This window comes from Ideonella sp., from assembly GCF_041914305.1.
GTDB lineage: Bacteria > Pseudomonadota > Gammaproteobacteria > Burkholderiales > Burkholderiaceae_C > Ideonella.
On the sequence record NZ_JAYSDQ010000025.1, the window covers coordinates 85,280 to 109,887 of the forward strand.

A 24,608-nucleotide genomic window follows, 5' to 3' on the forward strand; every position below is an offset into this window, starting at 1 on the left:
CGACCCACCGCCGTGAGGCGGGTTACGCGATGGCCTCGTCGTAGCAGGGCTCCAGCGCGGCATGGTTTTGCGCGCAGAGGAACTCCGGCCGGGCGGGGCGGGTGGGGCGTGGCACGTTGGTCACGCTGTTGTAGGAGATGAAGGCCACGCGCCGATCGAACGGCGACATGTTCACGCCCGACCCGTGGAACAGGTTGGCGTGGAACACGATGCAATCGCCGGCCCGGCCCTTGCCGGTGACGATGCCGTTCTTCTCGACCATGCGCTTGAGCAGGTTGCGGTCGGCGGTGTAGCGCAGCTTGGCGGTGGTGTTGCTGAGCCACGGGCTTTGCGCGTCGTACTCGGCGATCTCGTTCTTCACCGCGATGTGAAAGCCCTCCTTGTGCGAGCCGGGGATCATCAACAGCGGGCCGTTGAAGTCGGTCGAGTCGTCCAGCAGCACCGCCATCGTCAGGAAGGCCGGCTCCGGCACCTCGTCTTCGCGGTGGTAGAAGGTCATGTCCTGGTGCCATTCCCAGATGTCGCCGACGAAGGCGGCCTTCACGTTCAGCTTGAACTGGTGCACGTAGACATCGGTGCCCAGCAGCTGCTTGGCCATCGCCAGCAGCTTCGGGTGGCTGCACAGCTTGTTCATCAGCTCGCTGCGCAGGTGCACGCCGTGCAGGCCACGCACGGTCACGCCGTCGCCTTCGGTCACGCGGCCGGGGTCGGCCAGGTCGCGTGCGGCCTGCTCGGATTCGGCGCGCAGGTTGTCGACGGCCCGTGCGCTCAGGCACTCGGGCACGATGAGGTAGCCGCGGTCTTCGTAGGCGGCGGCTTGTTCCTTGCTCAGCATGTGGCTGTCCCCTGTGGAATGAAGATGGGTCGTGGTCGAGGCGCGCGGCCTCACTCGGTCAGATACAGCGCCTGGGCCCGCTCGAGCTCACGCAGCGTCTGGTAGTCCAGGTCGATCACCTTGGGATCGGGGTGGCTCAGGAAAATCAGCCCCGGGCTGGTGTACGAATCGATCGTCGGCACCAGCGCGTCGCCGGCCTTGAGGAACAGGTCGGCGCCGTGGAAGCTGGGCAGGCCCTGCAGCCGGTCGAGGTCGAAGCCCTTGAGCGTGCCGCGGCTGCTGGACAGCATCTGCACCATGCAGGCATGGCGGCGGCGCTGGGGCAGCGGGGTTTGCAGGCGTTCGAGGAAACGGTCCTCGATCAGGTAGGCCTCGGCGGTCAGCTGCACCGGGTCGTAGCCGTAGGCCTCGGTGATCATCGACACGTCGAGCGCGCCCATCATCCGCGCCGCCGTCTCGATCAGCAGCACCTCGCCCTTCGGCGTGACCATCACCTCGGTGTGGCTCGGCCCGAAGGCGATGCCCAGCGCGTCGAGCACCTTGGCCACGTAGCCGGTCATGGCCTCGAAATGCGGGTCGTCCTGCAGCACCAGGGTCTCCTTCTCGTAGACCTTGGACTGCCCGCGGCGCGACTTGTCGGTGCGCCAGATGTCGGTGACCAGGTGCCGGCCCTGGCAGCTGACGAAGTTGACCGCGTACTCCTGGCCCAGCACCAACGGCTGCACCAGCACCTCGTCGACCACGTCTTCGAAGATGTCCTTCGAGTTCAGCAGGCGGGCGAAGGTGGTCAGCAGCTCGACCTCGTCCTGGCAGATGTTGAAGCCGAAGGTGCCGGAGCTGGACTTCGGCTTCAGCACGATCGGCCAGACGCCCTGCTCGCGGGCCCAGGCCAGCGCGTCCTGCGCGTCGGCCGTCTTCAGGCAGGGGATCGCCGGCAGGCCGGCGCGCCGCACCGCATCGGCCATCGCGTACTTGTCGCGCCGGGCCGGGCTCTTCGCGGTGCCGTTGCTGCGCAGCTTGAAATGCTCGGACAGCTGATCGGCCAGCGTCACGCCCGACTCGATACCGGGCACGATGCATTTCATGCCCGGGTAGTGGCGGGCCAGGTGGTCGATCAGGCCCGGCAGGTTGCCGTCGAACAGGATGTTCTCGACGAAGCTGTAGCTGCCCAGCGCGTCGCGCTGCTGGTCGCTCAGCTCGCGCAGCGTCTGCACGTGCACGGTGTCGTAGCCCAGGCCCGCGAAGGCCGGGCCGAGCTGGCGGGTGGTCGAGTACGCGTCGATGATGACGCAGACATGTCTTCTCAGTCGTCGCATGGGGTGTACCTCTGGCGGACCGCGGTGCTTACATCAGGACTTCGATCGGGCTCAGGTCTTCGGCGTCGGTCGCCTCTTCCTGGTTCGGCAGGTGGCTGGCGAACTCGGTCAGCGCGACGCGCCAGCTGTCCACGTACTCGCGGGTCAGGCTCAGCATCTGCTCGCGCTTTTGCAGCGTGTCGGCAATGCCGCAGGTGCCGGTGTCGTCGTCGCTGACGGCCTTGTGATGCGCCACCTCGGCCTCGATGTGCGAATCCATCCAGGTGAAGTGCGCCGGCTCGGTGAAGACCCGACGGCCCTGGTGGGTGACGCGAGTCATCACGCGCTTGAACGCGACCGTGATGTCCAGCGCGATCGCCTCGACCACGCGCAGCTGGATCGCCGCGCCGAGCGGGTGGTCGGCCAGGCGGCGCATGTTCTCGATCAGGCGGGTGGCTCCCGGGCCCAGCGGCAACGGGCCGTTGGCGTAGGGCGCGCCGGCGAGCTTGCGCAGCGGGGTGACGAAGTCGGTCTCCCACCAGGCGTAGTGCATGCCGGCCGGGCCGCCGGGCGCGACCTTGCTGAAGGCCACCATCAGGTTGCTCAGGTCGTCGCCGATCACGCCGAAGATCGTCTGCATCGTGCTCAGCAGGTCTTCGCGCGGGTACTCCTGGCTGTCGGCCTCTTTGGCGAGCTGGCCCAGGCCGGCGATCGACGTGAACATGAAGCACTTGGTCATCTCGCGCCAGCCGTGGGCGATGCGCAGGGCGGGCAGCGGGGCGATGTCGCGCACCTTCTTGGCGCCGGTGAAGAAGTCGTTGGTCTCGCGGGTCAGGCGGGCGCCTTCGATCAGGTCGGCGATCTGGTGGTCCAGCAGCACCTGTTCGGTGAGGTTGGCGTTGTTGCCTTGGGGGCGGGTGCGGTCGGTGATCATGCTCATGGGAAGTCCTCGGGGGTTGAACGTGAGAAAGACAGGGGGCGATCGGCGGCGGGGTCAGCCCGCTGCCGGTTCGCGCAAGGGTTGTTGCGTGGCCAGGCGCGACAGCAGCGTCTGGTAGGTGTCGGGTGTCGCCGGCGAGGCCCACAGGCAGGACGCGACGCCCAGGCTGACGTTGACGACGCGCGAGTGCTTGCTGGCCCGCACGTTCACGCCGCTGGCGTGTCCGTCGACCAGGAACAGGCCCAGAACCAGCCGGTGCGCGGCGCGCTCGCCATCGGGGCCGGGCAGCTCGATCGTCGTGCTGTCGATCGGCGCCTGTGCGGTCCAGTGCTCGACCCCTTGCTGGGCGAACACCGCGCGCATCTCTTCGGCGCTGTGCTCGCTGCCGAAGTACACGCCCCGGCCGCCGCTGGAGCAGTTGAGCTTGAAAACGTAGAGGTCTTTCTCGGCCAGCAGCGCCTGGGCGTTGTCGGGGTTCATCGCCAGCGTCTTCGGGACGAAGCGCTCGATCGCGCGCAGCTCCCGCTCGTCGAGCAGCGACTGGTAGGCGGTCTCGTGCAGAAGCGCGAACCAGCGCTTGTTCGAGCGGATCTCGGTCTCGAAGGTGTTGATCACCATCGCGCCGCTTTCGCAGATGCGCTGGATGAACTGCCCGCCGTCGTCCATGTCGGCGAACATGAAGCCGCGGTAGACCAGCACATCGCTGCCCTGGCCGGGCTGCAGCCAGTCCGCGGGGTAGTCGTCTTCGTAGGCCATGCGCACGTCGAGACCCGGCAGGGCCTGCTGCAAGGCCTCGTGCAGGAAGTCGAAGGCGAAGGTCTTGGTGCCGCGGTAGCGGCTCCAGTCGCACACCAGCACGCGGCGCAGGCCGTGCGCCTGGGTCAGGCGCTGGAACAGGCGGCAGATGTCTTCGTGCGGCGAGCGCTGGTGGGCCGCGAGAGGCCAGCCCAGTGCTTCGCCGTAGACCTTCTGGCACTCGAACAGCTCGAAGCCGGCGACGGTGGAGTCGCAGTTGATCTCGCAGAACTTGTAGCCGTCGGCCGTGGGCACGACATCGAAGCGCACGACCAGGTTGCGCCCTTCGACCAGGTTGTCCCAATCGACGAAGGGCTGGATCGCCGGCGGCACTTCGAACAGATCGCACAGCCCGGCCCGGCCGAGCGAGCGGGTCAGGTGGCCCAGCACCTTGCCCTGGGCGCGCAGCAGCAGCCGGCCGGCCTCGGCGATGTCGTCGAACTGGCCCCGGTCCATCACCAGCGGGATCGCCAGGTAGGGCTCGTCGGCCGCGTTCTTCGACGCCAGGTAGCGGCGAGTTTCTTCGACCGCGCCGCAGGCCTCGATCAGGTCGCCGCGCCGCCCGAGCGCGTACAACCAATCTGTGTTCATTTCATGAAACTGCATGGGTATCTCCGGTGGTCGTCATTACTTTCGGCATTTGCATAACGTTGTTTGTTATGGGCGCAAGCGCGCAGGCGCAACCGTGTCCCCAAGCTTGGGGATATGGCTGTGGCATCACGGGTCCGGTCGAGCCGGCGGGGTAATAATTGCCCGACGTGCGAGGGGCAGGCCGAGGCTTATCGAAGTGGTGCGTCAGGTCCTTGTTGCATGGGGCCGATGTTTGGCCATTACGGGCCGATAAAACAGTGGCACTCAGGAACAGGACATTTGCATGGGCAGCACCAATGAGTTTCTGAAGGTCTTGCCGGAGATGGTGACGTTTGTCCGCGTGGCAGAGCTGGGAAGTTTCTCCGCTGCGGCGACGAATCTCGGAATGACCCCTTCAGCCGTGAGCCGGCAGGTGAGCCGGCTCGAACGCAACCTGAAGATCCAGCTGATCCAGCGCACGACGCGCCAGCTGCGCTTGACCGAGGCCGGCATCGAGGCCTTCGCGCGTTGCTCCGATCTGGTCTGCGCGGCGCAGGCCACGATGCAGGTCGCGCAGCTGCATTCGCTGGCGCCGCAAGGCTGCCTGCGCTTGTCGGCACCGAAGGCTTTTGCGCGCCGCGTGATGCACCCACTGATCCTCGACTTTCTCGCCAGCCACGCCGAGGTCGATGTGCAGTTGGTCGTGACCGACCGCGATGTCGACCCGATCAAGGACGGCATCGACCTGGTCGTGCGGCTCACGCGCTCGCCGCCCGAAGGGCTGGCGGCCCGCGCGTTGTGCCCGGTCGAGACCATCCTCTGCGCCACGCCGCAGTACCTGGCGCAGACCGGGCCGATCGAGCACCCGCGCGACCTGGTCTCGCGCAGCTGCCTGTTCCTGGGTGAGAACCCGTCGGACCACCGCTGGCGGTTCCGGCGCGACAACGAGTCGGTCGATGTCGCGGTCAATGGCCGCTACGCGGTCAACCACACCGAGATGCGGCTGGGCGGCGTGCTGGCGCACTTCGGTGTCGGCTGTCTGCCCGACTTCGTGGCGCGGCCGGCGATGCAGCAAGGCGCCATCGTCCGCGTGCTGCCCGATTGGCAGCTGCAATCGGCGTACAGCGGCCACGCCTATGTGCTGTACCCGCCGAACCGCTTCTTGCCGCCCAAGTGCCGGGTGTTGATCGACTACCTGGTCGAGGGCATCGCCAGCCCCGGCGAGCGTGTCCGGCACGCCAGCCCGACGCTGCTCAGCGCCACGGCCTGAGCGCTGCGGCCCGCGCGGCGTGGCTCGACGGCGCCGGTGTCGGGAATCCGAACACGGCGTGTCTGACAGTCGGACACGCGTGCCCACGGCCGGGCGCGCCAAGGCACTGGTGTGCCGCAGACCTCCGCGCGTGTCGCGGTGTGGCGCCGGGGGGTGATCGGTGTTTGCCCGGGGGCTCGGCCCGAACGGCACGCTCGTTGCAACGTGAGTGGCACTGCGCACACCCAAAACCAGGAGACACCCGCCCATGCAGAGCCTTGCCGCGACCCCGATCCATCGGCCCCGCCAGCCTGAGAAGGGGTGGGCCGGCGGCCTGGCCCTCGCCGTGATGGTGGCCCTCGCGGGTCCGGCGATGGCGGCCGACATCCGCATCGCCCACATCCACAGCCTGACCGGCCCGCTCGAGGCCTACGGCAAGCAGACGACGATCGGCTTCAACCTCGGGCTCGACTACGCCACCGGCGGCACGATGATGGTCGCGGGCAAGAAGATCGTCGTGATCGAGAAAGACGACCAGGGCAAGCCCGACCTGGGCAAGAGCCTGCTCGCCGCGGCCTATGGCGACGACAAGGTCGACCTCGCCGTTGGGCCCACCTCGTCGGGCGTGGCGCTGGCGATGCTGCCGGTGGCCGAGGAGTACAAGAAGATCTTGGTCGTCGAGCCGGCGGTGGCCGATTCGATCACCGGCGACAAGTGGAACAAGTACATCTTTCGCACCGGCCGCAACTCGTCGCAAGACGCGATCAGCAACGCCGCCGCGCTGGACAAGCCTGGCACCGTGATTGCCACGCTGGCGCAAGACTACGCCTTCGGCCGTGACGGCGTGAAGGCCTTCAAGGACGCGCTGAAGACCGCCAAGATCGTCCATGAAGAGTACCTGCCGCAGACCACGACCGACTTCACCGCCGGCATCCAGCGTGTGGTCGATGCGCTCAAGGGCCAGCCCGGGCGCAAGGTCATCGAGGTGATCTGGGCCGGTGGCACGCCGCCCTACAACGCACTGGCCGCGCAAGAGCTGGCCAAGCGCTTCAACATCGAGGTCTTCACCGGCGGCAACATCCTGCCGGCGATGACGGCGTACAAGAACTTCCCCGGCATGGAAGGGGCGACCTACTACTACTTCGGCATCCCGAAGAACCCGGTCAACGAGTGGCTGGTGGCCAACCACTACAAGCAGCACAAGGCCCCGCCGGACTTCTTCACCGCCGGTGGCATGACGGCGGCGATCGCGGTCGTCGAGGCGCTGAAGAAGAGCAGCGGCGACACGGCGACCAACAAGCTCATCGCGACGATGGAAGGCATGAGCTTCGAGTCGCCGAAGGGCAAGATGACCTTCCGCAAGGAAGACCACCAGGCGCTGCAGAGCATGTATCACTTCAAGATCAAGGTCGACCCGGCCTTTGCCTGGGGCGTGCCCGAGCTGGTGCGCGAGATCAAACCGGAAGAGATGAGCGTACCGATACGCAACAAGCGCTGAGCCGCGCTTCGGCTCATTGCCCGGAGGGCGGGCGACAGACTCGCCCCTTCACACCCAGTCTGGAGACAAGCCATGAAAGCCGCACGTGTTGTCCGTGCGGTCGCGGCGTTGGCCGCGATCGCGTTCGCCCCTGCCCATGCCGCCGCGCCTTTGCCGAAACTGAACGTGGACAAGACGCAGACGACGGTCTCGGGCCTGTCGTCGGGCGGCTTCATGGCCAACCAGCTGGGGTATGCCTACGCGGGCACGTTCAAGGGCATCGGCGTGTTCGCCGGCGGCCCCTACATGTGCGCCGGCCACAGCAACTACACCGCCTGCATGTACAACGCGACGATCAGCGCCGGCATGCTCAGCACGATGCAGGCCGACCTGAACAACTGGAGCGGCTCGGCCAACGATGCGCTGGCCAACGTGGCCAACCAGAAGGTCTACCTGTTCGTCGGCACCAGCGACTACACCGTCGGCCCGAACCCGATGAACGCGGTCAACACGCAGTACGCCAACAACGGCGTGCCCGCGGCCAACCGCGGCTATGTGCAGCGCAGCGGCACGGCGCATGTCTTCCCGACCGACTTCGACAGCAGCGGCAACAACAGCTGCGCCAGCAGCGCGTCGCCCTACATCAGCAACTGCGGCTACGACGGCGCCAAGGCCGCGCTGACCCAGTTCTACGGCACGCTGAACCCGCGCAACAACGCACCCGCCGCGGCCAACTACATCGAGTTCGACCAGACACCGTTCAGCGCCGGCAACCCCGGCTTGGCCGCCACCGGCTGGGCCTATGTGCCGGCCAACTGCGCCGGCGGCGCGCAGTGCAGGGTGCACGTGGCGCTGCACGGCTGCCAGCAGAACTACGCGACCATCGGCGACAAGTTCATCAAGAACACCGGCTACAGCCGCTGGGCCGACACCAACAGCCTCATCGTGCTGTTCCCTCAGACCCGGGTCGACTCGACCAGCCGGCCCACCGCGGCCAGCGGCTCGTTGCCCAACCCGAACGGCTGCTGGGACTGGGTCGGCTGGTACGGCAACAACTTTGCGCAGAAGGCCGGCACGCAGATGGCGGCGATCAAGGCGATGGTCGACCAGGTCTCGTCCGGCTCGGGCGGCGGCGGCTCGCTGCCGGCGCCCACCGGCGTCGGCACGTCGAGCGCCACCGACACATCGATGACGATCGCGTGGAGCGCAGTCAGCGGCGCGGCCAGCTACCGGGTGTTTCGCGGCGGCGCGCAGGTCAATGGCTCGCCGGTCACCGCCACCAGCTACGTCGACACGGGCCTCACCCCCGCCACGACCTACGCGTGGACCGTGGCCGCGGTCGATGGCAACGGCGCGCAGGGCGCCATGTCCACCGCCGCCAGCGGCACCACCACCGGCAGCGCGCCGGTCTGTTTCACGGCCAGCAACTACGCCCACACGACCGCTGGCCGCGCCCACGTCGGCGGCGGTTATGCGCTGGCCAACGGATCGAACCAGAACATGGGCTTCTGGAACGTGTTCGTCATCACGACGCTGAAGCAGACCGGGCCGAACTACTACGTGCTGGGAAGCTGCCCATGACATTGCACTGACCGCATGCTCGAAACCCGACAACTCACCATCCGCTTCGGTGGCCACGTGGCGGTCGACCACGTGTCGTGTGCGTTCGCGCCCGGCACGCTCACCGCCATCGTCGGCCCCAACGGCGCCGGCAAGACGACCTACTTCAACCTGATCTCGGGCCAGTTGCCGGCCAGCGAGGGCCAGGTGCTGCTCGACGGCATGGACATCACGCCGCTGCCCGCCCCGCTGCGCACCCGCCGCGGGCTGGGGCGGGCGTTCCAGCTGACGCAGCTGTTCCCGGGCTTGAGCGTGCTCGAGAACGTGCGCCTGGCGGTGCAGGCTCGCCACGGCGGCGGGCTGAACCTGTGGCAGGTCTGGCTCGACCGAAAAGACTGGCTCGAAGAAGCGCGCGAAATCCTCGCCACCGTGCACCTGCAAGACCGCCACGACGCGCCCGCGGCCAGCCTGCCGCATGGCGACCAACGCAAGCTCGAGGTGGCGCTGCTGATGGCGCTGGAGCCGCGCGTGTACATGTTCGACGAGCCCACCGCCGGCATGAGCGTCGACGAGGTGCCGGTGGTGCTGGACCTGATCCGCGCGTTGAAGGCGCGCCGCGACTGCACGATCTTGCTGGTCGAACACAAGATGGACGTGGTGCGCGAGCTGGCCGACCGCATCATCGTGCTGCACAACGGCGAGCTGGTGGCCGACGGCGACCCGGCCTCGGTGATCGCCAGCGACATCGTCCAAAGCGCCTACCTTGGCACGGCGCCGGTCGAAGAGGCCGCCGCATGAGCCCGGTGCTCGAACTCGAGGGCGTTCACACCCACATCGGTGCGTACCACATCCTGCACGGCGTCGACCTCGTCGTGCCCGAGGGCCAGGTGACGATGCTGCTGGGCCGCAACGGCGCTGGCAAGACGACGACGCTGCGCACGATCATGGGCTTGTGGGCGGCCTCGCAGGGCCGCGTGCGCTTCAAGGGCCAGCCGATCGGCGGCCCGGGCCAGCAGGCGCCCACGCCCGACATCGCCCGCCGCGGCATCGCCTACGTGCCCGAGGGCATGGGCATCTTCGCCGACCTGACAGTGAAGGAGAACCTGCTGCTCGCGGCCCGCTCGGCACGGCGCGAGCAAGACCTGGACAAGGCGCGGCTCGACTGGTTGTTCGGCCTCTTTCCGGCGCTGCACAAGTTCTGGCTCTACCCGGCCGGCAAGCTCAGCGGCGGGCAAAAGCAGATGCTGGCGGTGGCCCGCGCGATGATCGAGCCGCGGGCGCTGCTGCTGGTCGACGAGCCGAGCAAGGGCCTGGCGCCGGCGATCATCCACAACCTGGTCAGCGCCTTGGCCGAGCTGAAGCGCCAGCAGACCACGATCCTGCTGGTCGAGCAGAACTTCATGATGGCCCAGGCGCTGGGCGACCAGGTGGCGGTGATGGACGACGGCCGCGTGGTGCATGCCGGCCCGATGGCCGAGCTGGCCCGCGACGAGGCCCTGCAGCAGTCGCTGCTCGGGCTGTCGCTGGGGGCGCACCAATGAGCGCCGTTGCGCAGGCCCGCTTCGACGGCAAGCCGCTGGCGCTGGTGGCGGCGCTGGTGCTGGCCGCGTGGCCGTTGGTCGGCTCGGCCTCGACCTGGCTCACGCTCACCGTGGCCGGGCTGGCGATGGGGCTGATCGTCTTCATCATCGCGTCGGGCCTGACCCTGGTCTTCGGCCTGATGGACGTGCTGAACTTCGGCCACGGCGTGTTCATCGCCTTCGGCGCGTTCGTCGCCACCAGCGTGATGGGCGGCATGGCCGACTGGACCGGCAGCGACGCGGCCTGGCAGAACCTCGCGGCCGTGTTCGCCGCGATGCTGGCCGCGATGGCGGTGGCCGGCGCGATCGGCTGGGCCTTCGAGCGCGTGATCGTGCGGCCGGTCTACGGCCAGCACCTGAAGCAGATCCTGATCACGATGGGCGGCATGATCGTCGGCGAAGAGCTGATCAAGGTGCTCTGGGGGCCGGCGCAGATCCCGCTGCCGTTGCCGCCGGCGCTGCGCGGCGCGGTGTTGATGGGTGATGCGGCCGTCGAGGTCTACCGCCTGTTCGCGGTGGCCATCGGGCTGGCGGTGTTCGCCGCGCTGCTGTGGGTGCTCAACCGCACCAAGCTCGGCGTGCTGGTGCGCGCCGGTGTGCAAGACCGAGAGATGGTCGAGTCGCTGGGCTACCGCATCCGGCGCCTGTTCGTCGGCGTGTTCGTGGCCGGCTCGGCGCTGGCCGGGCTGGGCGGCGTGATGTGGGGGCTGTACCAGCAGAGCGTGGTGCCGCAGATCGGCGCGCAGGTCAACACGCTGATCTTCATCGTCATCATCATCGGCGGGCTGGGCTCGACGCTGGGCTGCTTCGTCGGCGCGCTGCTGGTCGGGCTGATGGCCAACTACACCGGCTTCCTGGCGCCCAAGGTGGCGCTGTTCTCGAACATCGGCCTGATGGTCGCGGTGCTGCTGTGGCGCCCGCGCGGCCTGTACCCGGTGACCAACCGATGATCGACCGAGTTCTCTCCCACGACCTGCCGCGCAGCCGCGTGCTCGGCGTTGCGTTGGTGCTGGTGCTCGGGCTGCTGGCGCTCGAGCCGTTCATCTTTCCCGGTGCCAAGGCGCTGAACGTGGCGGCCAAGATGCTGGTCTTCGTGCTGCTGGTCGCCAGCTACGACCTGCTGCTGGGCTACACCGGCATCGTCAGCTTCGCCCACACGATGTTCTTCGGCATCGGGGCCTATGGCGTGGCGATCGGCTGCACGCGCGGCGCCGGCGAAGACGGCGTAGCCTGGGCCGCGGTGCTGGCGGGCCTGGTGGTGGCGCTGGTGCTGTCGCTGGGCCTGAGCCTGCTGATCGGCCTGTTCAGCCTGCGCGTCAAGGCGATCTTCTACGCGATGATCACGCTCGCGGTCGCTGCGGCGTTCCAGACGCTGGCCTCGCAGCTCAGCGAGCTGACCGGCGGCGAAGACGGGCTGAGCTTCAAGACGCCGCTGTGGCTGTCGCCGTCGTTCGAGCCCTTCGACGAGCCGGTGTGGCGCCTGATGATCGACGGCAAGGTCATCGCGTATTACCTGTTGTTCGTCGCCGTGGCGCTGTCGTTCCTGGTGCTGCTGCGCATCGTCAACTCGCCGTTCGGCCGCGTGCTGCAGGCGATCCGCGAGAACGACTTTCGCGCCGAGGCGATCGGCTACCGCACGGTGGTCTACCGGACGCTGAGCAACGTGATCTCGGCCTTGTTCGCCACGCTCGCCGGCGCGCTGCTGGCGCTGTGGCTGCGCTACACCGGCCCCGAGACGACGCTGAGCTTCGAGGTGATGCTCGATGTGCTGCTGATCGTCGTGATCGGCGGCATGGGCACCTTGTACGGCGCGGTGATCGGCACGGTGCTGTTCGTCTTCGCGCAGAACTACCTGCAAGACGCGCTGAAGTGGCTGGGCGGCGAGGGCGGCCTGGCGGCCGGCGTGCCGGTCGTGTCCCAGATCGTGTCGCCCGATCGCTGGCTGTTGTGGCTGGGGCTCGGTTTCGTGCTGTGTGTCTATTACTTCCCGAGCGGCGTGGTGGGTCGTCTGCGTGCATCGGGTCAAAACAACCAACCGACCCGAGGAGAGAAGTCTTGAAGTTGATCACCACCTTGCTGGCCGCCGCTGCCACCTTGGCCTGCGGTTCGGCCGCTTTCGCCGCGCCGCCCAATACCCGCCCGACCGTGCTGCGTGGCCCGATCGCCGAAGCCGCCTACGATGGCGTGACCGACGACCTGCTGACCGCCGGCCTGGGCAAGACCGGGCTGCTCGGCGCCGCGCCGGCCTTCGTCGACCCGCTGCACCCGACCCCGGCCGAGCTGCGCCGCAACGCGATCCACACCAACTACCGCGCGCTGGTCGACTCGACCGTGGCCGGCGGCTTCACGGTGTTCTACGGGCCGAACATCGATGTGAACGGCCACGACACGCTCGGCGAAGGCAAGATCGCCGGGCGCGAGTACATCGTCTGGGCCGACGACGGCAGTGGCGCGCAGAACGTGACGCTGATGGTGCAGGTGCCCGACAGCTTCAACCCCGACCATGCGTGCATCGTCACCGCCACCTCGTCGGGCTCGCGCGGCATCTACGGCGCGATCGGCACCTCGGGCGACTGGGGCCTGAAGCACGGTTGCGCGGTGGCCTATGCCGACAAGGGCAACGGCAACGGCTTTCACGACCTGATGAGCAACGCGGTGACCGCGCGCGACGGCACGGTGTTCGACGCCGCCAGCGACCAGTACGAGCCTTTGTTCGTGGCTTCGGTCAGCGACGCCGAGCGCGCCGCCTTCAACGCGGCGACGCCGAACCGCGTGGCCTACAAGCACGCGCACTCGCAGCAGAACCCCGAGAAGGACTGGGGCAAGAACACGCTGGATGCGGTGCGCTTCGCGTTCTATGTGCTCAACGAGCGCTACGGCAAGCTGGGCCACGACGGCCAGCACCGCGCGACCTTGAATGCGAAGAACACGCTGGTGATCGCCAGCAGCGTGTCCAACGGCGCCGGGGCCGCGCTCGCGGCGGCCGAGGCCGACACCGAAGACCTGATCGACGGCGTTGCGGTGACCGAGCCCAATGTGCAGCCACGCTTCACGAAGAACCTGGTGATCCAGCAGGGCGCGACCACCGTGGCGACGATCGGCAAGCCGCTGGCCGACTACTTCACGTTTGCCAACGTCTACCAGCCCTGCGCGCTGCTGTCGGCGCAGGCCGGCTTGTCCTTGCACGCGGCTTTCTGGCCCGCGGCCTACACCACCTCGGCGCAGAACCGCTGCGCCGCGCTGGCCGCCAAGGGGCTGGTCAGCGGGGCGACGATCGAGCAGCAGGCCGACGATGCGCTGGCCAAGATGCAGGCCTACGGCTGGCAGGCCGAGAGCAACTTCCTGCAGCAGTCGCACTTCCGCTTCGCGACCAACGCGATCGCCGTCACCTACAGCAACGCCGCCGGCCGCTTCAGCGTGCTCGACAACCTGTGCGGCTTCAGCTTCGCCAACACCGACACCGGCGGCAACGTGATCGCGCAGGTCCCGGCCGTGCAGGCCGGCCTGTTCTCGACCGGCAACGGCGTGCCACCGACCAGCGGCATCAACATCGTCTACAACGACTCGGTCGGCGGCGCGAAGCTGGACTTCTTGGCCACCTCGCCCAGCAGCGGCACGGCCGATTTCGCGCTCGACGGCGCGTTGTGCCAGCGCGCGCTGGTGACCGGCCGCGACACGGTGACCGGCGCCAGGCTGGTGGGCGACATGAAGGCCAAGTCCGACCGCGTGCGCGCCGGCATCCAGGAGGTGCAGCTCGGCGCCCACCTGCACGGCAAGCCGACGCTGATCGTCGCCGGCCGCAACGACGCGCTGCTGCCGATCAACCACGCCTCACGCGCCTACTTCGCGAAGAACCAGGCGGGCGGCGACAAGGCGCGCAACACCCGCTACATCGAGGTCACCAACGCGCAGCACTTCGACTCGTTCATCGCGCTCGGCCTGTTCCTCGGCTACGACACGCGCTTCATCCCGCTGCACGTGTATTTCAACCGGGCGATGGACGCGATGTGGGCCCACCTGACCAGCGGCACCCCGCTGCCGCCAAGCCAGGTGGTGCGCACCGTGCCGCGCGGCGGTGTCAGCGGCGCCGCGCCGGCCTTGACGGCGGCCAACGTGCCGCCGATCCAGGCCAGCCCGGCGGCGGGGGATGTGATCGGCTTCAGCGGCAACACCTTGTCGATCCCCGACTGAGAACCCATTGGGAGGGCCGGCGATGACGCACTTCGAATCGCGCTACCTGGTCTGCGAAGGCCGCGAACTGCACTTCACCGAGTGGGGCGCGGCCAATGAGCGGGTGGTCATCGCCTGGCATGGCCTGGCGCGCACCGGGCGCGACATGGACGACATCGCCGCGCACTTGGCCGGCCGCGGCTACCGCGTGATCTGCCCCGACACGATGGGCCGCGGCCTGAGCGAATGGAGCCCTGCCCCGGCCGAGGAATACTGCCTGCGCTTCTACGTGGCGCTGGCGGTGTCGCTGGTCAACCAGCTGGGCATCGAGCGCTTCGACTGGCTGGGCACCTCGATGGGCGGCGCGATCGGGCTGCGTGCGGCGGCCACGCGGCTGCATGGCCGCATCCGCCGCCTGCTGCTCAACGACATCGGCCCGCGCCTGGCGCCGCCGGCGGTCGAGCGCATTCGTGGTTATGCCGGCCACCCGCCGGCGTTCGCGACGATGGCCGAGCTGCAAAGTTACTTCCGCGGCATCTACGCGCCCTACGGCTTCCTGACCGATGCGCAGTGGCTGCGCCTGACCGAAACCTCGGCCCGGCGCCTGCCCGACGGCCGCGTGACGCCGCACTACGACCCGGCGATGGTGCAGCAGTTCATCGTGCACCCGACCGACTACGACCAGTGGTCGGCGTGGGACGCGCTGGACATCCCGGTCCGCTGCCTGCGCGGCGAAACCAGCGACCTGCTGGAGCCCGAGGTGGCGCAGGCGATGCGCGAGCGCGGCCCGAAAGCCGAGGTGATCGAGATCGCCGGCTGCGGCCATGCGCCGGCACTCAACGTGCCGGCGCACTTTGCGCTGGTCGAGGGCTTCTTCTCAGAAGCCTAGCCGGGCCTATTGCGGCGCGGCCGGGCAGGCGACGGCCGGCAGGTGACCGACCTGCTCGTAGTTGGTGGCGCCTTGGCGCACGATGAAGCCGGTCACGTTGTACGAGGCGCCGCAGGCCACCATCAGGGAGCCGCTGACGCCGGTGGCGAAGAAGCTGACCGGGGTCACGCTGTCGTTGTTCGCCTGGGTCACCACCACCCCGTTGATTTTGATCTGCGCCTTGCGCACGACGGCCGGCGCGTTGAAGTCGTCCCTCATGGTGGCCAGCAGCGAACACTGGTTCTGCCCGGCGACGAGGCTGGTCATGATGCATTGGCCGGTGAGGCTGATCGGGTCGGCGTGTGACACCGAGGCGAACGAGGCCAGTGCCGCGGTGCACGCGATGGTCACTGCGCGACGGATGTTGGAAGTGTGGTTCATGAGAATCCCCCCAGTGGGTTGTTGAAATGGTTGGTGGCCGCCGTCGCTTGGGGTGCAAGCGTGTCGGCGAGCCAGGGCTGCCTCTCGGTCAAAAGGCAGCCCGGCACTCTATCGGCAGCATGAGCCTCGGCGACTGTCGGAACGTGGGGGGTGTGCGGGCGGCGGGCGGTGACCGCCGCCAGGGCGCCGCAGCGGCCGGCGCCCAGCCCTAATGCCGAAAGTCAATGGCCTCTTGTGCGCCGCCGAAGGCTCGCCCGGCAACCTTTCGGCCCCGCCGCTGCACCTACCGACGAGCACTTTCGTGATGGGCATGAAGGTGCGCCACGAAGGTTCGAGGAGCGAGCAATGAATGTCACGCGCAAGCGTTTCCTGGGCGCGGTGGGCAGCGGCACGGTGGTGCTGTGGCTGCAAGGGTGCGGCGGTGGTGGTGGAGGGTATGGTGACGATGGCAACGACCCGCCGCAGTCCTGCGGGGCGAGCGGCGCGGCGATTGCGGGCAATCACGGGCACGTGCTGACGATCCCCGAGGCGGACCTGAGCTCGATGACCGACAAGACCTACAGCATCCAGGGCAGCGCGGGGCATGACCACACGGTTACGCTGACGGCCGCGCAGCTGGCGTCGCTGAAGGCCGGGCAGAGCGTGGCGGTGACATCGAGCACCACCTTGGCCCACAACCACGCTGTCACCAGCAACTGCGCCTGAGCGCGGCGCAAGGTGGGCAGGCGTGGGCTACGGCGCGCGTTTGCCCGCGGCCTGGCGCGAGCGCAGCGTGTCGAGCGCGGCGCTCGCGTTCAGCGCCGTCGCACCGCTGGCGCCGTGGATCAAGGCGCACAAGGCCGCGCGGTCCAGCCGCGGGTCGGCCGACAGCAGCAGCGCCGCCACGCCGCTGACATGCGCGGCGGCGATCGACGAGCCGCTCGCGTAGTCGTAGCCGGTGCCGGGCTGCAGCGTCAGCACGTCGCGCCCCGGCGCGGCCACCACGTCGGCGGCGTCGCTGGCCAGCTCGCCGGCGACGCCGGCCGCCAGCACGCCGGCGGTGCCGGTCGGGAAGCCGCCACGCCGCCCGTCCGGCGGCAAGGCACCGACGACGATGCGGCCCTGGCGCAGCAGCTCGGCCAGCAGCTTGTCGAGCAGGGGGTCGCTCGGGCCGCCCAGGCTCAGGTTGACGATGCGCGCGTCCGACTCCAGCACGCCGCCGAGCGCCTTGGCCAGCGTGAACGAGTTGCAGCGGGCACCGGCATCGGCCGTGGGGGCCGGCCGCGCCCAGCAGGCCTTGAACAGCTCCAGCCCCGCTTGCGGCGCGATGCCGACGATGCCCTCACGGTTGTTGCCGACCGCGGCGATCACGCCGGCCACCTCGGTGCCGTGGCGGTCGGACTCGAAACGGCCCGCCGGCTCGCCGACCAGGTCTCGCGTGGCGACGATGCGGCCGAGCAGGTCGGGGTGGTTCAGCGCCGCGCCGGTGTCGACCACCGCGATGCGCACGCCAGCGCCGGTGCTAAAGCGGTGCGCCTGCGCCGCGCCGGTGTCGACGAAGCCGCGCTGCAGGTTCACGTAGGGGTCGTTGTAGGGCACCTGCTCGGTGGCGGATGCCGCGGCGCCCACCGCACTGAGGCTGCCGGTGGTCGCCGTCGTGAGGGGCGCGGCGGTGGGGGCCGCGCGGGTCTCGAAGTCCTGCAGCGCCTGCGCCAGGCGCACGCGCGGGTCGGCGGCCAGCGTGGCCAGCAACTCGTCGCGCGAGCGGCCCGGCGGCAGCTCGAACACCACGCAGTGCCAGCCGAGCGCGACGATCGGCCAGCCGGCCGCTTCACGCAGGCCATGCTGCTGGGCGATCGCCGCCAGCGTGGCGGCCGCGCGCGCGCCCAGCAGGTAACGCGGCGCCGGCCCATAACCGCCCAAGCTGCTGCCGGCGCGGCCGGCCGGTGCGGCCAGCGGGTTGTCGACCGCGAGCACGATGTAGCGGCTGCTGTCGTTGCGCATCGTGGCCACCGGGTCGACCGGGGCCAGGCCGGCGCTCGGCGGTGCTGCGCAGCCACCGAGTGCCCCGCTGAGCGCACCACCGAGGGCGCAGGTGGCGAGCAACGTGGCGAGCCGGCCGGCCAACCCTGGCGCGCAGGGGGGCCGTGGTGATTTCATGGCGCGCTGCCGATCGGCTCGGCCAGGCGGATGCCGGGTGACGCGCGCAGCCGGGCCAGAGCGTCGGCGCGCGGTGCCGCCGCTGCGCCGGGCGCCGGGGCCAGGGCATAGGCGCCGCCGGCATTCGGGCCGCTGACCACCTGCAGCGCCTGCGCCTGCAGCAGCGACTGCCACTGCGCCAGCGTCATCGTCGCGTCGGGCATCACGCGCAGCGTGGCGGCGGGGCCGGGGCCCGGCGCTTCGGACAAGGTGCGGTACGCCGCGCCGTCACTGGCAGGCGCGAGCTGAAAGCTCATCACGCCCAGGCCAACGGCCTGCACCACGACCGCGGCGGCCAGCGCCCAGGTCAGGCGGTGCGACCCGCGCGCCGCGGCGGCGACCCGCGGCGCCGGCAGCGGCTCGTCGGCCACGTCGTCCAGCCGGGCCAGCAGGCGTTGCAGGCCGGCTTCGGTGGCGGGGTCGACGGCGGCGGGGTTGGCCACCGGGGGGGCGGCCAGCGCGTCGTGCAGCCGCTGCTGCCAGGCCAGCTCGGCGCGGCAGTCTTCGCAGGTCGCGACATGCTCGCTCACCCAGCGCGCCTGCTCGGGGGTGGCGTGGCCGTTGACGACCCAGGGCAGGGCGGCCCAGGCGCGCAGGTGGTCGGGGCGCGGGTCCGAGGGGTGGGTGGGCTCGTCGTTCATGGCACTGCTTTCGGGGGGCGTTGGCCGGCCAGGTCGGGCAACAGGTTGCGCAGCTTGACACGGGCGTGGAACATGCGCGCCTTCACCGTGCCGACGGGGCACTGCATGATGGCCGCGATGTCTTCCAGCGAGTGGCCGCCGCCATAGGCCAGCTCCAGCACCACGCGCTGGTCGGTCGGTAGCCGGGCCATCGCCTTGCCCAGCCAGTCGCGCAGTTCGTGCTCGGCCTGCGGGTCGGCGCTGGGGTCGACCAGCTCGTGCACCGCCGGGTCACCGGCGTCGTCGTCGCCGTGCTGGCGCAGCGATTTCAGTGCGCAGCGGTAGGCGATGCCGAAGATCCAGGTCGACACGCGCGAGTCGCCGCGGAACGAGCCGGCCTTCTGCCAGACGATCCAGAAGCAGTCGTTGATGACCTCGTCGATCACGTCGGGCCGCCGCGTCAGGCGCGACAGGAAGCGCGCCAGCCGGCGGTGGTAGGGCCGGTACATCTCGGCCAGGGCCGCACGGTCGCCGCTGGCCATGCGGCGCAGCAGCGTGCGTTCGGCGTCGTCGTCGGTGGGCGGGCTGGGGTTCATGGGCGGCGGCTGTGCATGCCGGTAAGTGCGGGTGCCGCGCCAAAAGGTTGCCCCGCCTGCAAGAAAAAAACCAGCGGGCCGGCGCCCGCCACCAGCGTCGCCCGTGCCGTCAGAACAGCCAGCTGACGCTCAGCGTGGTGTGCGGCTCGGCCGCGCGCTGCAGGTAGAACCGGGCGCTGTCGCTGGCGCCCAGGTAACGCAGCGCCGCCCGCCACGGGCCGGCCTGCCAGACCAGGCCCAGGTCGGCGTAGGTGTACCAAAGATCGGGCCACCACATCAACTCGGCCCGGCCGATGCCGGCCGCCAGCACCCACTGCTCGGTGAGTGGCCAGCGCAGCCCCAGGTCGATCGCGGGGTAGGTGTGCGAGGCGTCTTCGCTCAGCTGGGCGGCCGACAGGTCGAGCGACCACAGGTCGCGGTAGCTGGCGCCGACACCGGCCTCGATGCGGTCGTAGAAGCGGTAGTAGCCGCCGCCGGGGTAGGCGTAGGCGCCAACGTGGGCCTGCCATTGCCAGTTTTCGCTGGCGCTCCAGTAGGCGCTGCCGCGTGCGACGGCCTGGTAGTCGCGGGCATGGTCCAGCGGCGCGCTGAGGGCCAGCGTGGCCGACCAGCGGGTGCCGTCCGACACGCCCACCAGCGCCTGGGCTGCCGCCTGCTGTGGCCACTGCGACACGCCACGCTCGGTCAGGTCGCTGGCGAGCGAGGCTTCGCCATGCACGGCCCAGGTCTGGGCCGATGCCGTGGTGGCCGCCAGCCATGCGGCGATGCCAACCCACAGCCAACGGGTTGCAGGGCTGTCATGCCGGCGGCGGCGCGCCGGCGGCAAGCCCCGCGTGCTCATCCCGCCATCGCCTCGCCGAGGCGAACCGCGCCGCCCGGCGCCCAGGCCGGGTTGAAGCGCAGCGGCGGCTGGCCGTCGGCGCGGCGCGGGAACAGCATCACCACCGTCGAGCCGAGCAGGAACCGGCCCATCTCTTCGCCCTGGCGCAGCGCGATGTTCTCGTTGTGATATGCCCATTCGCGCAGGTGGCCGGGCCGCGGCGGGTTGACCACGCCGTGCCACACGGTGGCCATGCTGCCGACGATCGTGGCCCCCACCAGCACCAGCAGGAACGGGCCCTGCGGGCCATCGAACAGGCAGACCACCCGCTCGTTGCGCGCGAACAGCCCCGGCACGCCGCGCGCCGTGGTCGGGTTGACCGAGAACAGCGCGCCGGGCACATGCACCATGCGCAGCAGGCGGCCATCGCACGGCATGTGGATGCGGTGGTAGTCGCGCGGGCTCAGGTACAGCGTGGCGAACGAGCCGCCGTGGAAATGCGCGGCCAGCGCCTGGTCACCACCGACCAGCGCCACGGTCGAGTAGTGGTGGCCCTTGGCCTGGAAGATCTGGTCACCGTCGATCGGGCCGAACTGGCTGATCGCGCCGTCGACCGGGCAGATCAGCGGTGCCTGGGCGATCGGCCGGGCGCCGGGCTTCAGCGGCCGCGTGAAGAACGCGTTGAAGCTCTTGTAGGCGGCGAGGTCGGGCTCGGCGGCCTCGGCCATGTTGACGCCGTAGCGCCCGACGAACCAGCGGATCACCGAGGTCGTCAAACCACCGGCCTCGCGGCGCGCCAAGGCGCCCATCAGCGATGTCAGGGCCTGCTTGGGCAGCAGGTATTGCGGCAGCACGCGCAGGCGGTCGGACACGGCAGATGACAGGTTGGCGGCAAGGGGCGCGATTGTAGGAGTGTGGCCGCCCAGCCGCCGTGTCTAACGGTGTGGCGGCGGGAACAGCGCGTCCCAGCCCTCGTGCCCGAGCCGTTCGAGCGTCTCGATGTTGCGCTCGTAGATCGACTCGGCGTCGGGGAAGGCCTCGACCGCGCGGTCGAGGCTGGCCTCGCGCAGCAGGTGCAGCGTGGGGTAGGGCGAGCGGTTGGTGTAGTTCGAGATGTCGTCGGGCTCGGTGCCGGCGAACTGGAACTGCGGGTGGAAGCTGGCGACCTGCAGCTCGCCTTCGAGGCCCATCTCGGCCAGCAGCGCATCGGCGCTGGCCAGGAAGTCGTTGAAGTCGAGAAAGTCGTGCAGCACCTGCGGGTGGATCAACAGCGTGGTGTCGGTCTGCTCGGGGTCGACCTCGGCCAGGTGTTGAAGCTCGCGCTGCAGCTCTTGCAGCAGCGCCTCGGGCTCGACGGCGGCACTGACCACGTAGCGCACCTGGCCCTTGGTGTGCACGGCCTTGGCGAAGGGGCACAGGTTCAGGCCGATCACGGCTTTTTCGAGCCAGTCTCGGGTGGTGGCGATCACGGTGTCGGCGTCGGTGGGCGTGGTGGCACTCATCAGGGGCATTGTGGCGCGGCGACAATCCGCCCATGGCTGCCGAATCTTCATCGTCCGACACACAGCACGAAGCCTTTGCCCAGGTCACGCGCCTGCTCGCCGACCTGGGCCACCCGCATGCGCCGCGCTGGCTCGACGTGCCCGCGCGCACCTGCCAGGAGGCTGCCGAGGCACTGGGCCTGGCGACCGGGCAGATCGCCAAGAGCGTGATCTTCCGCCGCAAGGCCGACGACGCGGCGGTGCTGGTCGTCGCCTCGGGCGACAAGCGGGTCGACGAGAAGAAGGTCGCGGCGCTGGTGGGCCCGGTGGGCCGCGCCGATGCCGAGTTCGTCAAGGCCAAGACCGGCTATTCGATCGGCGGCGTTGCGCCGGTGGGCCATGCGACACCGCCGGTGACGCTGATCGACCGCGAGCTGTTCCGCTTCGACGAGGTGTGGGCTGCGGCCGGGCACCCGAACGGTGTCTTCCGCCTGGCGCCGGCCGACCTGGAGCGCCTGACCGGCGCGCCGGTGGCCGATGTGGTGCAACAAGCGTGAACGCAGAGCTGCCACCGGCCCCCCCCTTGGCCAGCCCGGACCCCGTCGGGGGACCGGCCGCCGCCCCCGCCGGGCCAGGTGTCCCATCCCCTTGCACCAGCGTGTGCCGCATGAACGACCGCACCGGCTGGTGCGAAGGCTGCTACCGCACGATCGACGAGATCATCGCCTGGAGCAAGATGGCCGACGACGGCAAGCGGCAGGTCTGGCGCCTGCTGCCGGCGCGCCGGCAGGCGCAGGCCAAGAAGGGCGCGTAAGGAACCCACATGACGCCGATCGTCTTTCACTTCGACGTGATCTCGCCGTTCGCCTACCTGGCCTTCGAGCAGTTGCCCGAAGCGCTGGTCGGCTGCAGCCATGTCGTCGACTACCGGCCGGTGCTGTTCGCCGGCCTGCTCAAGGCCCACGGCCACAAGGGCCCGGCCGAGATCGAGCCGAAGCGTGAATGGACCTTCCGCCAGGTCGACTGGCTGGCCAGGAAGCTGGGCCTGGCGACGATGCGCACCCCGGTGCCGCACCCGTTCAACCCGCTGGCGCTGCTGCGCCTGTCGCTGGCCTGCGGCCCGGCCGGGCGGATGCCCAACCGGCGCATCGTCGAGGCGCTGATGCGCCACGTCTGGCAGGCCGACGGTGCCGACCCCAACGACCCGGCGCGCCTGGCCGCGCTGCGAGCCAGTCTGGCCCCCGAGCGCGACCCCGACAGCGACGAGGTCAAGGCCGAACTGCGCGCCTTGACCGACACCGCGATCGCCCGCGGCGTGTTCGGCGTGCCGACCTTCGAGGCGCTGGGCAAGCTCTACTGGGGCCTGGACGCGCTGCCGATGCTGCGCGAAGACCTGCTGGCCGCCGACGCTGGCTGAAGCGCCCCGGGCCTGACGCGCCAGTGTGACGGCACGGTGACCTCGGGTGTTACCCGTGGTTGCGGTTGTCATCCCACATTGCGCAATGAATTGTCAGGGTTCCACCTGAGTTTGTCAGCTTCGCATCAGCCAGCTGTCAGAACGAGGTCAGAGGCGGCTTCGATAGTCGCGCCATGCGCCGCCGAGGTGGTGGCGTAACGATCTCTCAGGAGACATCCATGGCAACTGCAGCAGCGGCGAGCACGCCGATGACGAAAGAAGAGAAGAAGGTCATCTTCGCCTCTTCGCTCGGCACGGTGTTCGAGTGGTACGACTTCTACCTGTACGGCACCCTGGCCGTCATCATCGGCAACCAGTTCTTCTCGGCCCTCGACCCGGCCTCGCGCACGATCTTCTCGTTGCTGGCCTTCGCGGCCGGCTTCGTCGTGCGGCCTTTCGGCGCCATCGTGTTCGGCCGCCTGGGCGACATGATCGGCCGCAAGTACACCTTCCTGGTGACGATCTTGATCATGGGCCTGTCGACCTTCATCGTTGGCGTGTTGCCCAGCTACGCGTCGATCGGCGTGGCGGCACCGATCATCCTGATCGGCCTGCGCATGCTGCAGGGCCTGGCGCTCGGCGGTGAGTACGGTGGTGCCGCCACCTACGTGGCCGAGCACGCGCCGCATGGCAAGCGCGGCGCCTACACCTCGTGGATCCAGACCACGGCCACGGTGGGCCTGTTCCTGTCGCTGGTCGTGATCCTGGGCGTGCGCACCTCGATCGGCGAGAAGGACTTTGCCGACTGGGGCTGGCGCATCCCGTTCCTGGTCTCGATCTTCCTGCTCGCCGTCAGCGTGTGGATCCGGTTGAGCATGAACGAGTCGCCCGCCTTCAAGAAGATGAAGGAAGAGGGCAAGACCTCGAAGGCGCCGCTGACCGAATCGTTCGGCCGCTGGCCCAACCTGAAGATCGTGATCCTGGCGCTGCTGGGCCTGACCGCCGGCCAGGCCGTCGTCTGGTACACCGGCCAGTTCTATGCGCTGTTCTTCCTGACCGGCGCGCTGAAGGTCGATGCGGCCACCGCCAACATCCTGATCGCCGTGTCGCTGCTGATCGGCACGCCGTTCTTCATCGTGTTCGGCGCGCTGTCCGACAAGATCGGCCGCAAGCCCATCATCATGGCCGGCTGCCTGATCGCCGCGCTGACCTACTTCCCGCTGTTCAAGGCGCTGACCGAGGCCGCCAACCCCGACCTGGCCAAGGCCCAGGCGGCGAACAAGGTCACCGTCACCGCTGACCCGAAGGAGTGCTCGTTCCAGTTCAACCCGACCGGCACGGCCAAGTTCGTCAGTTCGTGCGACATCGCCAAGCAGGTGCTGTCGGCCGGCTCGGTGAGCTATGACAACGTCGCAGGCACCGGCGTGGCCAAGATCAGCATCGGCGAGACGGTGGTTGAGAGCTTCACCCACGTCGGGCTGACCCCCGACGAGATCAAGAAGAAGGACGGCGAGTTCAAGAAGGTGGTGGGCGACGCGCTGAAGGCCGCCGGCTACCCGACGAAGGCCGACCCGGCGAAGATCGACAAGGTCAAGATCGTGCTGATCCTGGCGCTGCTGGTGATCTACGTGACGATGGTCTACGGCCCGATCGCCGCGATGCTGGTCGAGCTGTTCCCGACCCGCATCCGCTACACCTCGATGAGCCTGCCGTACCACATCGGCAACGGCTGGTTCG

The 24,608-nt window shown here is 69.2% G+C and carries 25 protein-coding genes; 14 read left to right on the top strand and 11 right to left on the bottom strand.

Going from position 1 to position 24,608, the window contains the following annotated elements; all coding sequences use genetic code 11:
• Positions 1–22 precede the first annotated feature (22 nt).
• Genes ACE3SG_RS25915 through ACE3SG_RS25930 form a run of 4 tightly spaced genes read right to left on the bottom strand, consistent with a single transcriptional unit; the run spans position 23 to position 4,471 of the window.
• The gene (locus ACE3SG_RS25915; protein WP_374569137.1) at positions 23–835 is read right to left on the bottom strand and encodes a phytanoyl-CoA dioxygenase family protein; all 813 of its coding nucleotides are present in this window, start codon (positions 833–835) and stop codon (positions 23–25) included.
• 50 nt (positions 836–885) lie between these two features.
• Entirely contained in the window at positions 886–2,151 is a 1,266-nt protein-coding gene (locus ACE3SG_RS25920) for an ATP-grasp domain-containing protein (protein WP_374569138.1), read from the bottom strand.
• Between the two features lie 28 nt (positions 2,152–2,179).
• Positions 2,180–3,070 carry a DUF6202 family protein gene (locus ACE3SG_RS25925; RefSeq protein WP_374569139.1) on the bottom strand — a complete coding sequence of 297 codons (891 nt, stop codon included), beginning with the start codon at positions 3,068–3,070 and terminating at the stop codon, positions 2,180–2,182.
• 54 nt (positions 3,071–3,124) lie between these two features.
• Entirely contained in the window at positions 3,125–4,471 is a 1,347-nt protein-coding gene (locus ACE3SG_RS25930; protein ID WP_374569140.1) for a hypothetical protein, read from the bottom strand.
• A gap of 307 nt (positions 4,472–4,778) precedes the next feature.
• Between ACE3SG_RS25930 and ACE3SG_RS25935 the strand changes: the two genes are divergently transcribed.
• The 9 genes from ACE3SG_RS25935 (at position 4,779) to ACE3SG_RS25975 (ending at position 15,360) form a co-directional block, all read left to right on the top strand.
• Positions 4,779–5,705 carry a LysR family transcriptional regulator gene (locus ACE3SG_RS25935; protein ID WP_374569161.1) on the top strand — a complete coding sequence of 309 codons (927 nt, stop codon included), beginning with the start codon at positions 4,779–4,781 and terminating at the stop codon, positions 5,703–5,705.
• Positions 5,706–6,033: 328 nt separating this feature from the next.
• Complete coding sequence (locus tag ACE3SG_RS25940; RefSeq protein ID WP_374569162.1) at positions 6,034–7,182, top strand: substrate-binding domain-containing protein; 1,149 nt, start codon at positions 6,034–6,036, stop codon at positions 7,180–7,182.
• A gap of 72 nt (positions 7,183–7,254) precedes the next feature.
• A complete protein-coding gene (locus ACE3SG_RS25945; RefSeq protein WP_374569141.1) occupies positions 7,255–8,742 on the top strand; it encodes a fibronectin type III domain-containing protein in 1,488 nt (495 codons plus the stop codon).
• A 15-nt stretch (positions 8,743–8,757) separates the two neighbouring features.
• Positions 8,758–9,519: an ABC transporter ATP-binding protein gene (locus ACE3SG_RS25950; protein WP_374569142.1), complete on the top strand. Its 762-nt coding sequence runs from the start codon at positions 8,758–8,760 to the stop codon at positions 9,517–9,519.
• Positions 9,516–10,262: an ABC transporter ATP-binding protein gene (locus tag ACE3SG_RS25955; protein ID WP_374569143.1), complete on the top strand. Its 747-nt coding sequence runs from the start codon at positions 9,516–9,518 to the stop codon at positions 10,260–10,262. The genes ACE3SG_RS25950 and ACE3SG_RS25955 overlap by 4 nt, the downstream gene beginning before the upstream one ends.
• Positions 10,259–11,251, top strand: coding sequence for a branched-chain amino acid ABC transporter permease (locus ACE3SG_RS25960; RefSeq protein WP_374569144.1), 993 nt, complete (start codon positions 10,259–10,261; stop codon positions 11,249–11,251). Before ACE3SG_RS25955 ends, ACE3SG_RS25960 begins: the two co-directional genes overlap by 4 nt.
• A complete protein-coding gene (locus tag ACE3SG_RS25965; protein WP_374569145.1) occupies positions 11,248–12,360 on the top strand; it encodes a branched-chain amino acid ABC transporter permease in 1,113 nt (370 codons plus the stop codon). The genes ACE3SG_RS25960 and ACE3SG_RS25965 overlap by 4 nt, the downstream gene beginning before the upstream one ends.
• Entirely contained in the window at positions 12,357–14,492 is a 2,136-nt protein-coding gene (locus ACE3SG_RS25970; protein WP_374569146.1) for a D-(-)-3-hydroxybutyrate oligomer hydrolase, read from the top strand. The genes ACE3SG_RS25965 and ACE3SG_RS25970 overlap by 4 nt, the downstream gene beginning before the upstream one ends.
• A 22-nt stretch (positions 14,493–14,514) precedes the next feature.
• On the top strand, positions 14,515–15,360 hold the full coding sequence (locus tag ACE3SG_RS25975) for an alpha/beta fold hydrolase (protein WP_374569147.1): 846 nt from the start codon (positions 14,515–14,517) through the stop codon (positions 15,358–15,360).
• Between the two features lie 6 nt (positions 15,361–15,366).
• Here the strand turns inward: ACE3SG_RS25975 and ACE3SG_RS25980 are convergent, their stop codons facing one another.
• Complete coding sequence (locus tag ACE3SG_RS25980; protein WP_374569148.1) at positions 15,367–15,780, bottom strand: hypothetical protein; 414 nt, start codon at positions 15,778–15,780, stop codon at positions 15,367–15,369.
• 345 nt (positions 15,781–16,125) lie between these two features.
• Here ACE3SG_RS25980 and ACE3SG_RS25985 point away from each other — a divergent pair, with 345 nt between their 5' ends.
• Positions 16,126–16,485: a hypothetical protein gene (locus ACE3SG_RS25985; RefSeq protein WP_374569149.1), complete on the top strand. Its 360-nt coding sequence runs from the start codon at positions 16,126–16,128 to the stop codon at positions 16,483–16,485.
• A 27-nt stretch (positions 16,486–16,512) separates the two neighbouring features.
• On the opposite strand, the gene ACE3SG_RS25990 is transcribed toward ACE3SG_RS25985, so the two are convergent.
• From ACE3SG_RS25990 to ACE3SG_RS26015, 6 genes are all read right to left on the bottom strand, one after another.
• A complete protein-coding gene (locus ACE3SG_RS25990) occupies positions 16,513–17,919 on the bottom strand; it encodes a S8 family serine peptidase (protein ID WP_374569150.1) in 1,407 nt (468 codons plus the stop codon).
• Positions 17,916–18,599, bottom strand: a complete 684-nt coding sequence (locus ACE3SG_RS25995) for a zf-HC2 domain-containing protein (RefSeq protein ID WP_374569151.1) — start codon at positions 18,597–18,599, stop codon at positions 17,916–17,918. The genes ACE3SG_RS25990 and ACE3SG_RS25995 overlap by 4 nt, the downstream gene beginning before the upstream one ends.
• Entirely contained in the window at positions 18,596–19,174 is a 579-nt protein-coding gene (locus tag ACE3SG_RS26000; protein ID WP_374569152.1) for an RNA polymerase sigma factor, read from the bottom strand. Before ACE3SG_RS26000 ends, ACE3SG_RS25995 begins: the two co-directional genes overlap by 4 nt.
• 109 nt (positions 19,175–19,283) lie before the next feature.
• Positions 19,284–20,015, bottom strand: coding sequence for a hypothetical protein (locus ACE3SG_RS26005; protein WP_374569153.1), 732 nt, complete (start codon positions 20,013–20,015; stop codon positions 19,284–19,286).
• A complete protein-coding gene (asd, locus tag ACE3SG_RS26010; RefSeq protein WP_374569154.1) occupies positions 20,012–20,866 on the bottom strand; it encodes an archaetidylserine decarboxylase in 855 nt (284 codons plus the stop codon). The genes ACE3SG_RS26005 and asd overlap by 4 nt, the downstream gene beginning before the upstream one ends.
• A 63-nt stretch (positions 20,867–20,929) precedes the next feature.
• Positions 20,930–21,496: a DUF1415 domain-containing protein gene (locus ACE3SG_RS26015; RefSeq protein ID WP_374569155.1), complete on the bottom strand. Its 567-nt coding sequence runs from the start codon at positions 21,494–21,496 to the stop codon at positions 20,930–20,932.
• A 32-nt stretch (positions 21,497–21,528) separates the two neighbouring features.
• On the opposite strand from ACE3SG_RS26015, the gene ACE3SG_RS26020 reads away from it, so the two are divergent.
• The 4 genes from ACE3SG_RS26020 to ACE3SG_RS26035 all read left to right on the top strand — a co-directional run.
• Positions 21,529–22,032, top strand: a complete 504-nt coding sequence (locus ACE3SG_RS26020; protein WP_374569156.1) for a YbaK/EbsC family protein — start codon at positions 21,529–21,531, stop codon at positions 22,030–22,032.
• A complete protein-coding gene (locus ACE3SG_RS26025; protein WP_374569157.1) occupies positions 22,029–22,289 on the top strand; it encodes a DUF1289 domain-containing protein in 261 nt (86 codons plus the stop codon). Before ACE3SG_RS26020 ends, ACE3SG_RS26025 begins: the two co-directional genes overlap by 4 nt.
• A 9-nt stretch (positions 22,290–22,298) precedes the next feature.
• Complete coding sequence (locus tag ACE3SG_RS26030; RefSeq protein WP_374569158.1) at positions 22,299–22,892, top strand: 2-hydroxychromene-2-carboxylate isomerase; 594 nt, start codon at positions 22,299–22,301, stop codon at positions 22,890–22,892.
• A gap of 218 nt (positions 22,893–23,110) precedes the next feature.
• Positions 23,111–24,608, top strand: a 1,498-nt coding sequence (locus tag ACE3SG_RS26035; RefSeq protein WP_374569159.1) for an MFS transporter, incomplete at its 3' end; no start/stop codon positions are given.

Excerpts from the sequence above, each read along its gene's own strand:
- ACE3SG_RS25915 (WP_374569137.1), bottom strand. The coding sequence starts at position 835 with ATGCTGAGCAAGGAACAAGCCGCCGCCTACGAAGACCGCGGCTACCTC.
- ACE3SG_RS25920 (WP_374569138.1), bottom strand. The coding sequence starts at position 2,151 with ATGCGACGACTGAGAAGACATGTCTGCGTCATCATCGACGCGTACTCG.
- ACE3SG_RS25925 (WP_374569139.1), bottom strand. The coding sequence starts at position 3,070 with ATGAGCATGATCACCGACCGCACCCGCCCCCAAGGCAACAACGCCAAC.
- ACE3SG_RS25930 (WP_374569140.1), bottom strand. The coding sequence starts at position 4,471 with ATGCAGTTTCATGAAATGAACACAGATTGGTTGTACGCGCTCGGGCGG.
- ACE3SG_RS25935 (WP_374569161.1), top strand. The coding sequence starts at position 4,779 with ATGGTGACGTTTGTCCGCGTGGCAGAGCTGGGAAGTTTCTCCGCTGCG.
- ACE3SG_RS25940 (WP_374569162.1), top strand. The coding sequence starts at position 6,034 with ATGGTGGCCCTCGCGGGTCCGGCGATGGCGGCCGACATCCGCATCGCC.
- ACE3SG_RS25945 (WP_374569141.1), top strand. The coding sequence starts at position 7,255 with ATGAAAGCCGCACGTGTTGTCCGTGCGGTCGCGGCGTTGGCCGCGATC.
- ACE3SG_RS25950 (WP_374569142.1), top strand. The coding sequence starts at position 8,758 with ATGCTCGAAACCCGACAACTCACCATCCGCTTCGGTGGCCACGTGGCG.
- ACE3SG_RS25955 (WP_374569143.1), top strand. The coding sequence starts at position 9,516 with ATGAGCCCGGTGCTCGAACTCGAGGGCGTTCACACCCACATCGGTGCG.
- ACE3SG_RS25960 (WP_374569144.1), top strand. The coding sequence starts at position 10,259 with ATGAGCGCCGTTGCGCAGGCCCGCTTCGACGGCAAGCCGCTGGCGCTG.
- ACE3SG_RS25965 (WP_374569145.1), top strand. The coding sequence starts at position 11,248 with ATGATCGACCGAGTTCTCTCCCACGACCTGCCGCGCAGCCGCGTGCTC.
- ACE3SG_RS25975 (WP_374569147.1), top strand. The coding sequence starts at position 14,515 with ATGACGCACTTCGAATCGCGCTACCTGGTCTGCGAAGGCCGCGAACTG.
- ACE3SG_RS25980 (WP_374569148.1), bottom strand. The coding sequence starts at position 15,780 with ATGAACCACACTTCCAACATCCGTCGCGCAGTGACCATCGCGTGCACC.
- ACE3SG_RS25985 (WP_374569149.1), top strand. The coding sequence starts at position 16,126 with ATGAATGTCACGCGCAAGCGTTTCCTGGGCGCGGTGGGCAGCGGCACG.
- ACE3SG_RS25990 (WP_374569150.1), bottom strand. The coding sequence starts at position 17,919 with ATGAAATCACCACGGCCCCCCTGCGCGCCAGGGTTGGCCGGCCGGCTC.
- ACE3SG_RS25995 (WP_374569151.1), bottom strand. The coding sequence starts at position 18,599 with ATGAACGACGAGCCCACCCACCCCTCGGACCCGCGCCCCGACCACCTG.
- ACE3SG_RS26000 (WP_374569152.1), bottom strand. The coding sequence starts at position 19,174 with ATGAACCCCAGCCCGCCCACCGACGACGACGCCGAACGCACGCTGCTG.
- ACE3SG_RS26005 (WP_374569153.1), bottom strand. The coding sequence starts at position 20,015 with ATGAGCACGCGGGGCTTGCCGCCGGCGCGCCGCCGCCGGCATGACAGC.
- ACE3SG_RS26015 (WP_374569155.1), bottom strand. The coding sequence starts at position 21,496 with ATGAGTGCCACCACGCCCACCGACGCCGACACCGTGATCGCCACCACC.
- ACE3SG_RS26020 (WP_374569156.1), top strand. The coding sequence starts at position 21,529 with ATGGCTGCCGAATCTTCATCGTCCGACACACAGCACGAAGCCTTTGCC.
- ACE3SG_RS26030 (WP_374569158.1), top strand. The coding sequence starts at position 22,299 with ATGACGCCGATCGTCTTTCACTTCGACGTGATCTCGCCGTTCGCCTAC.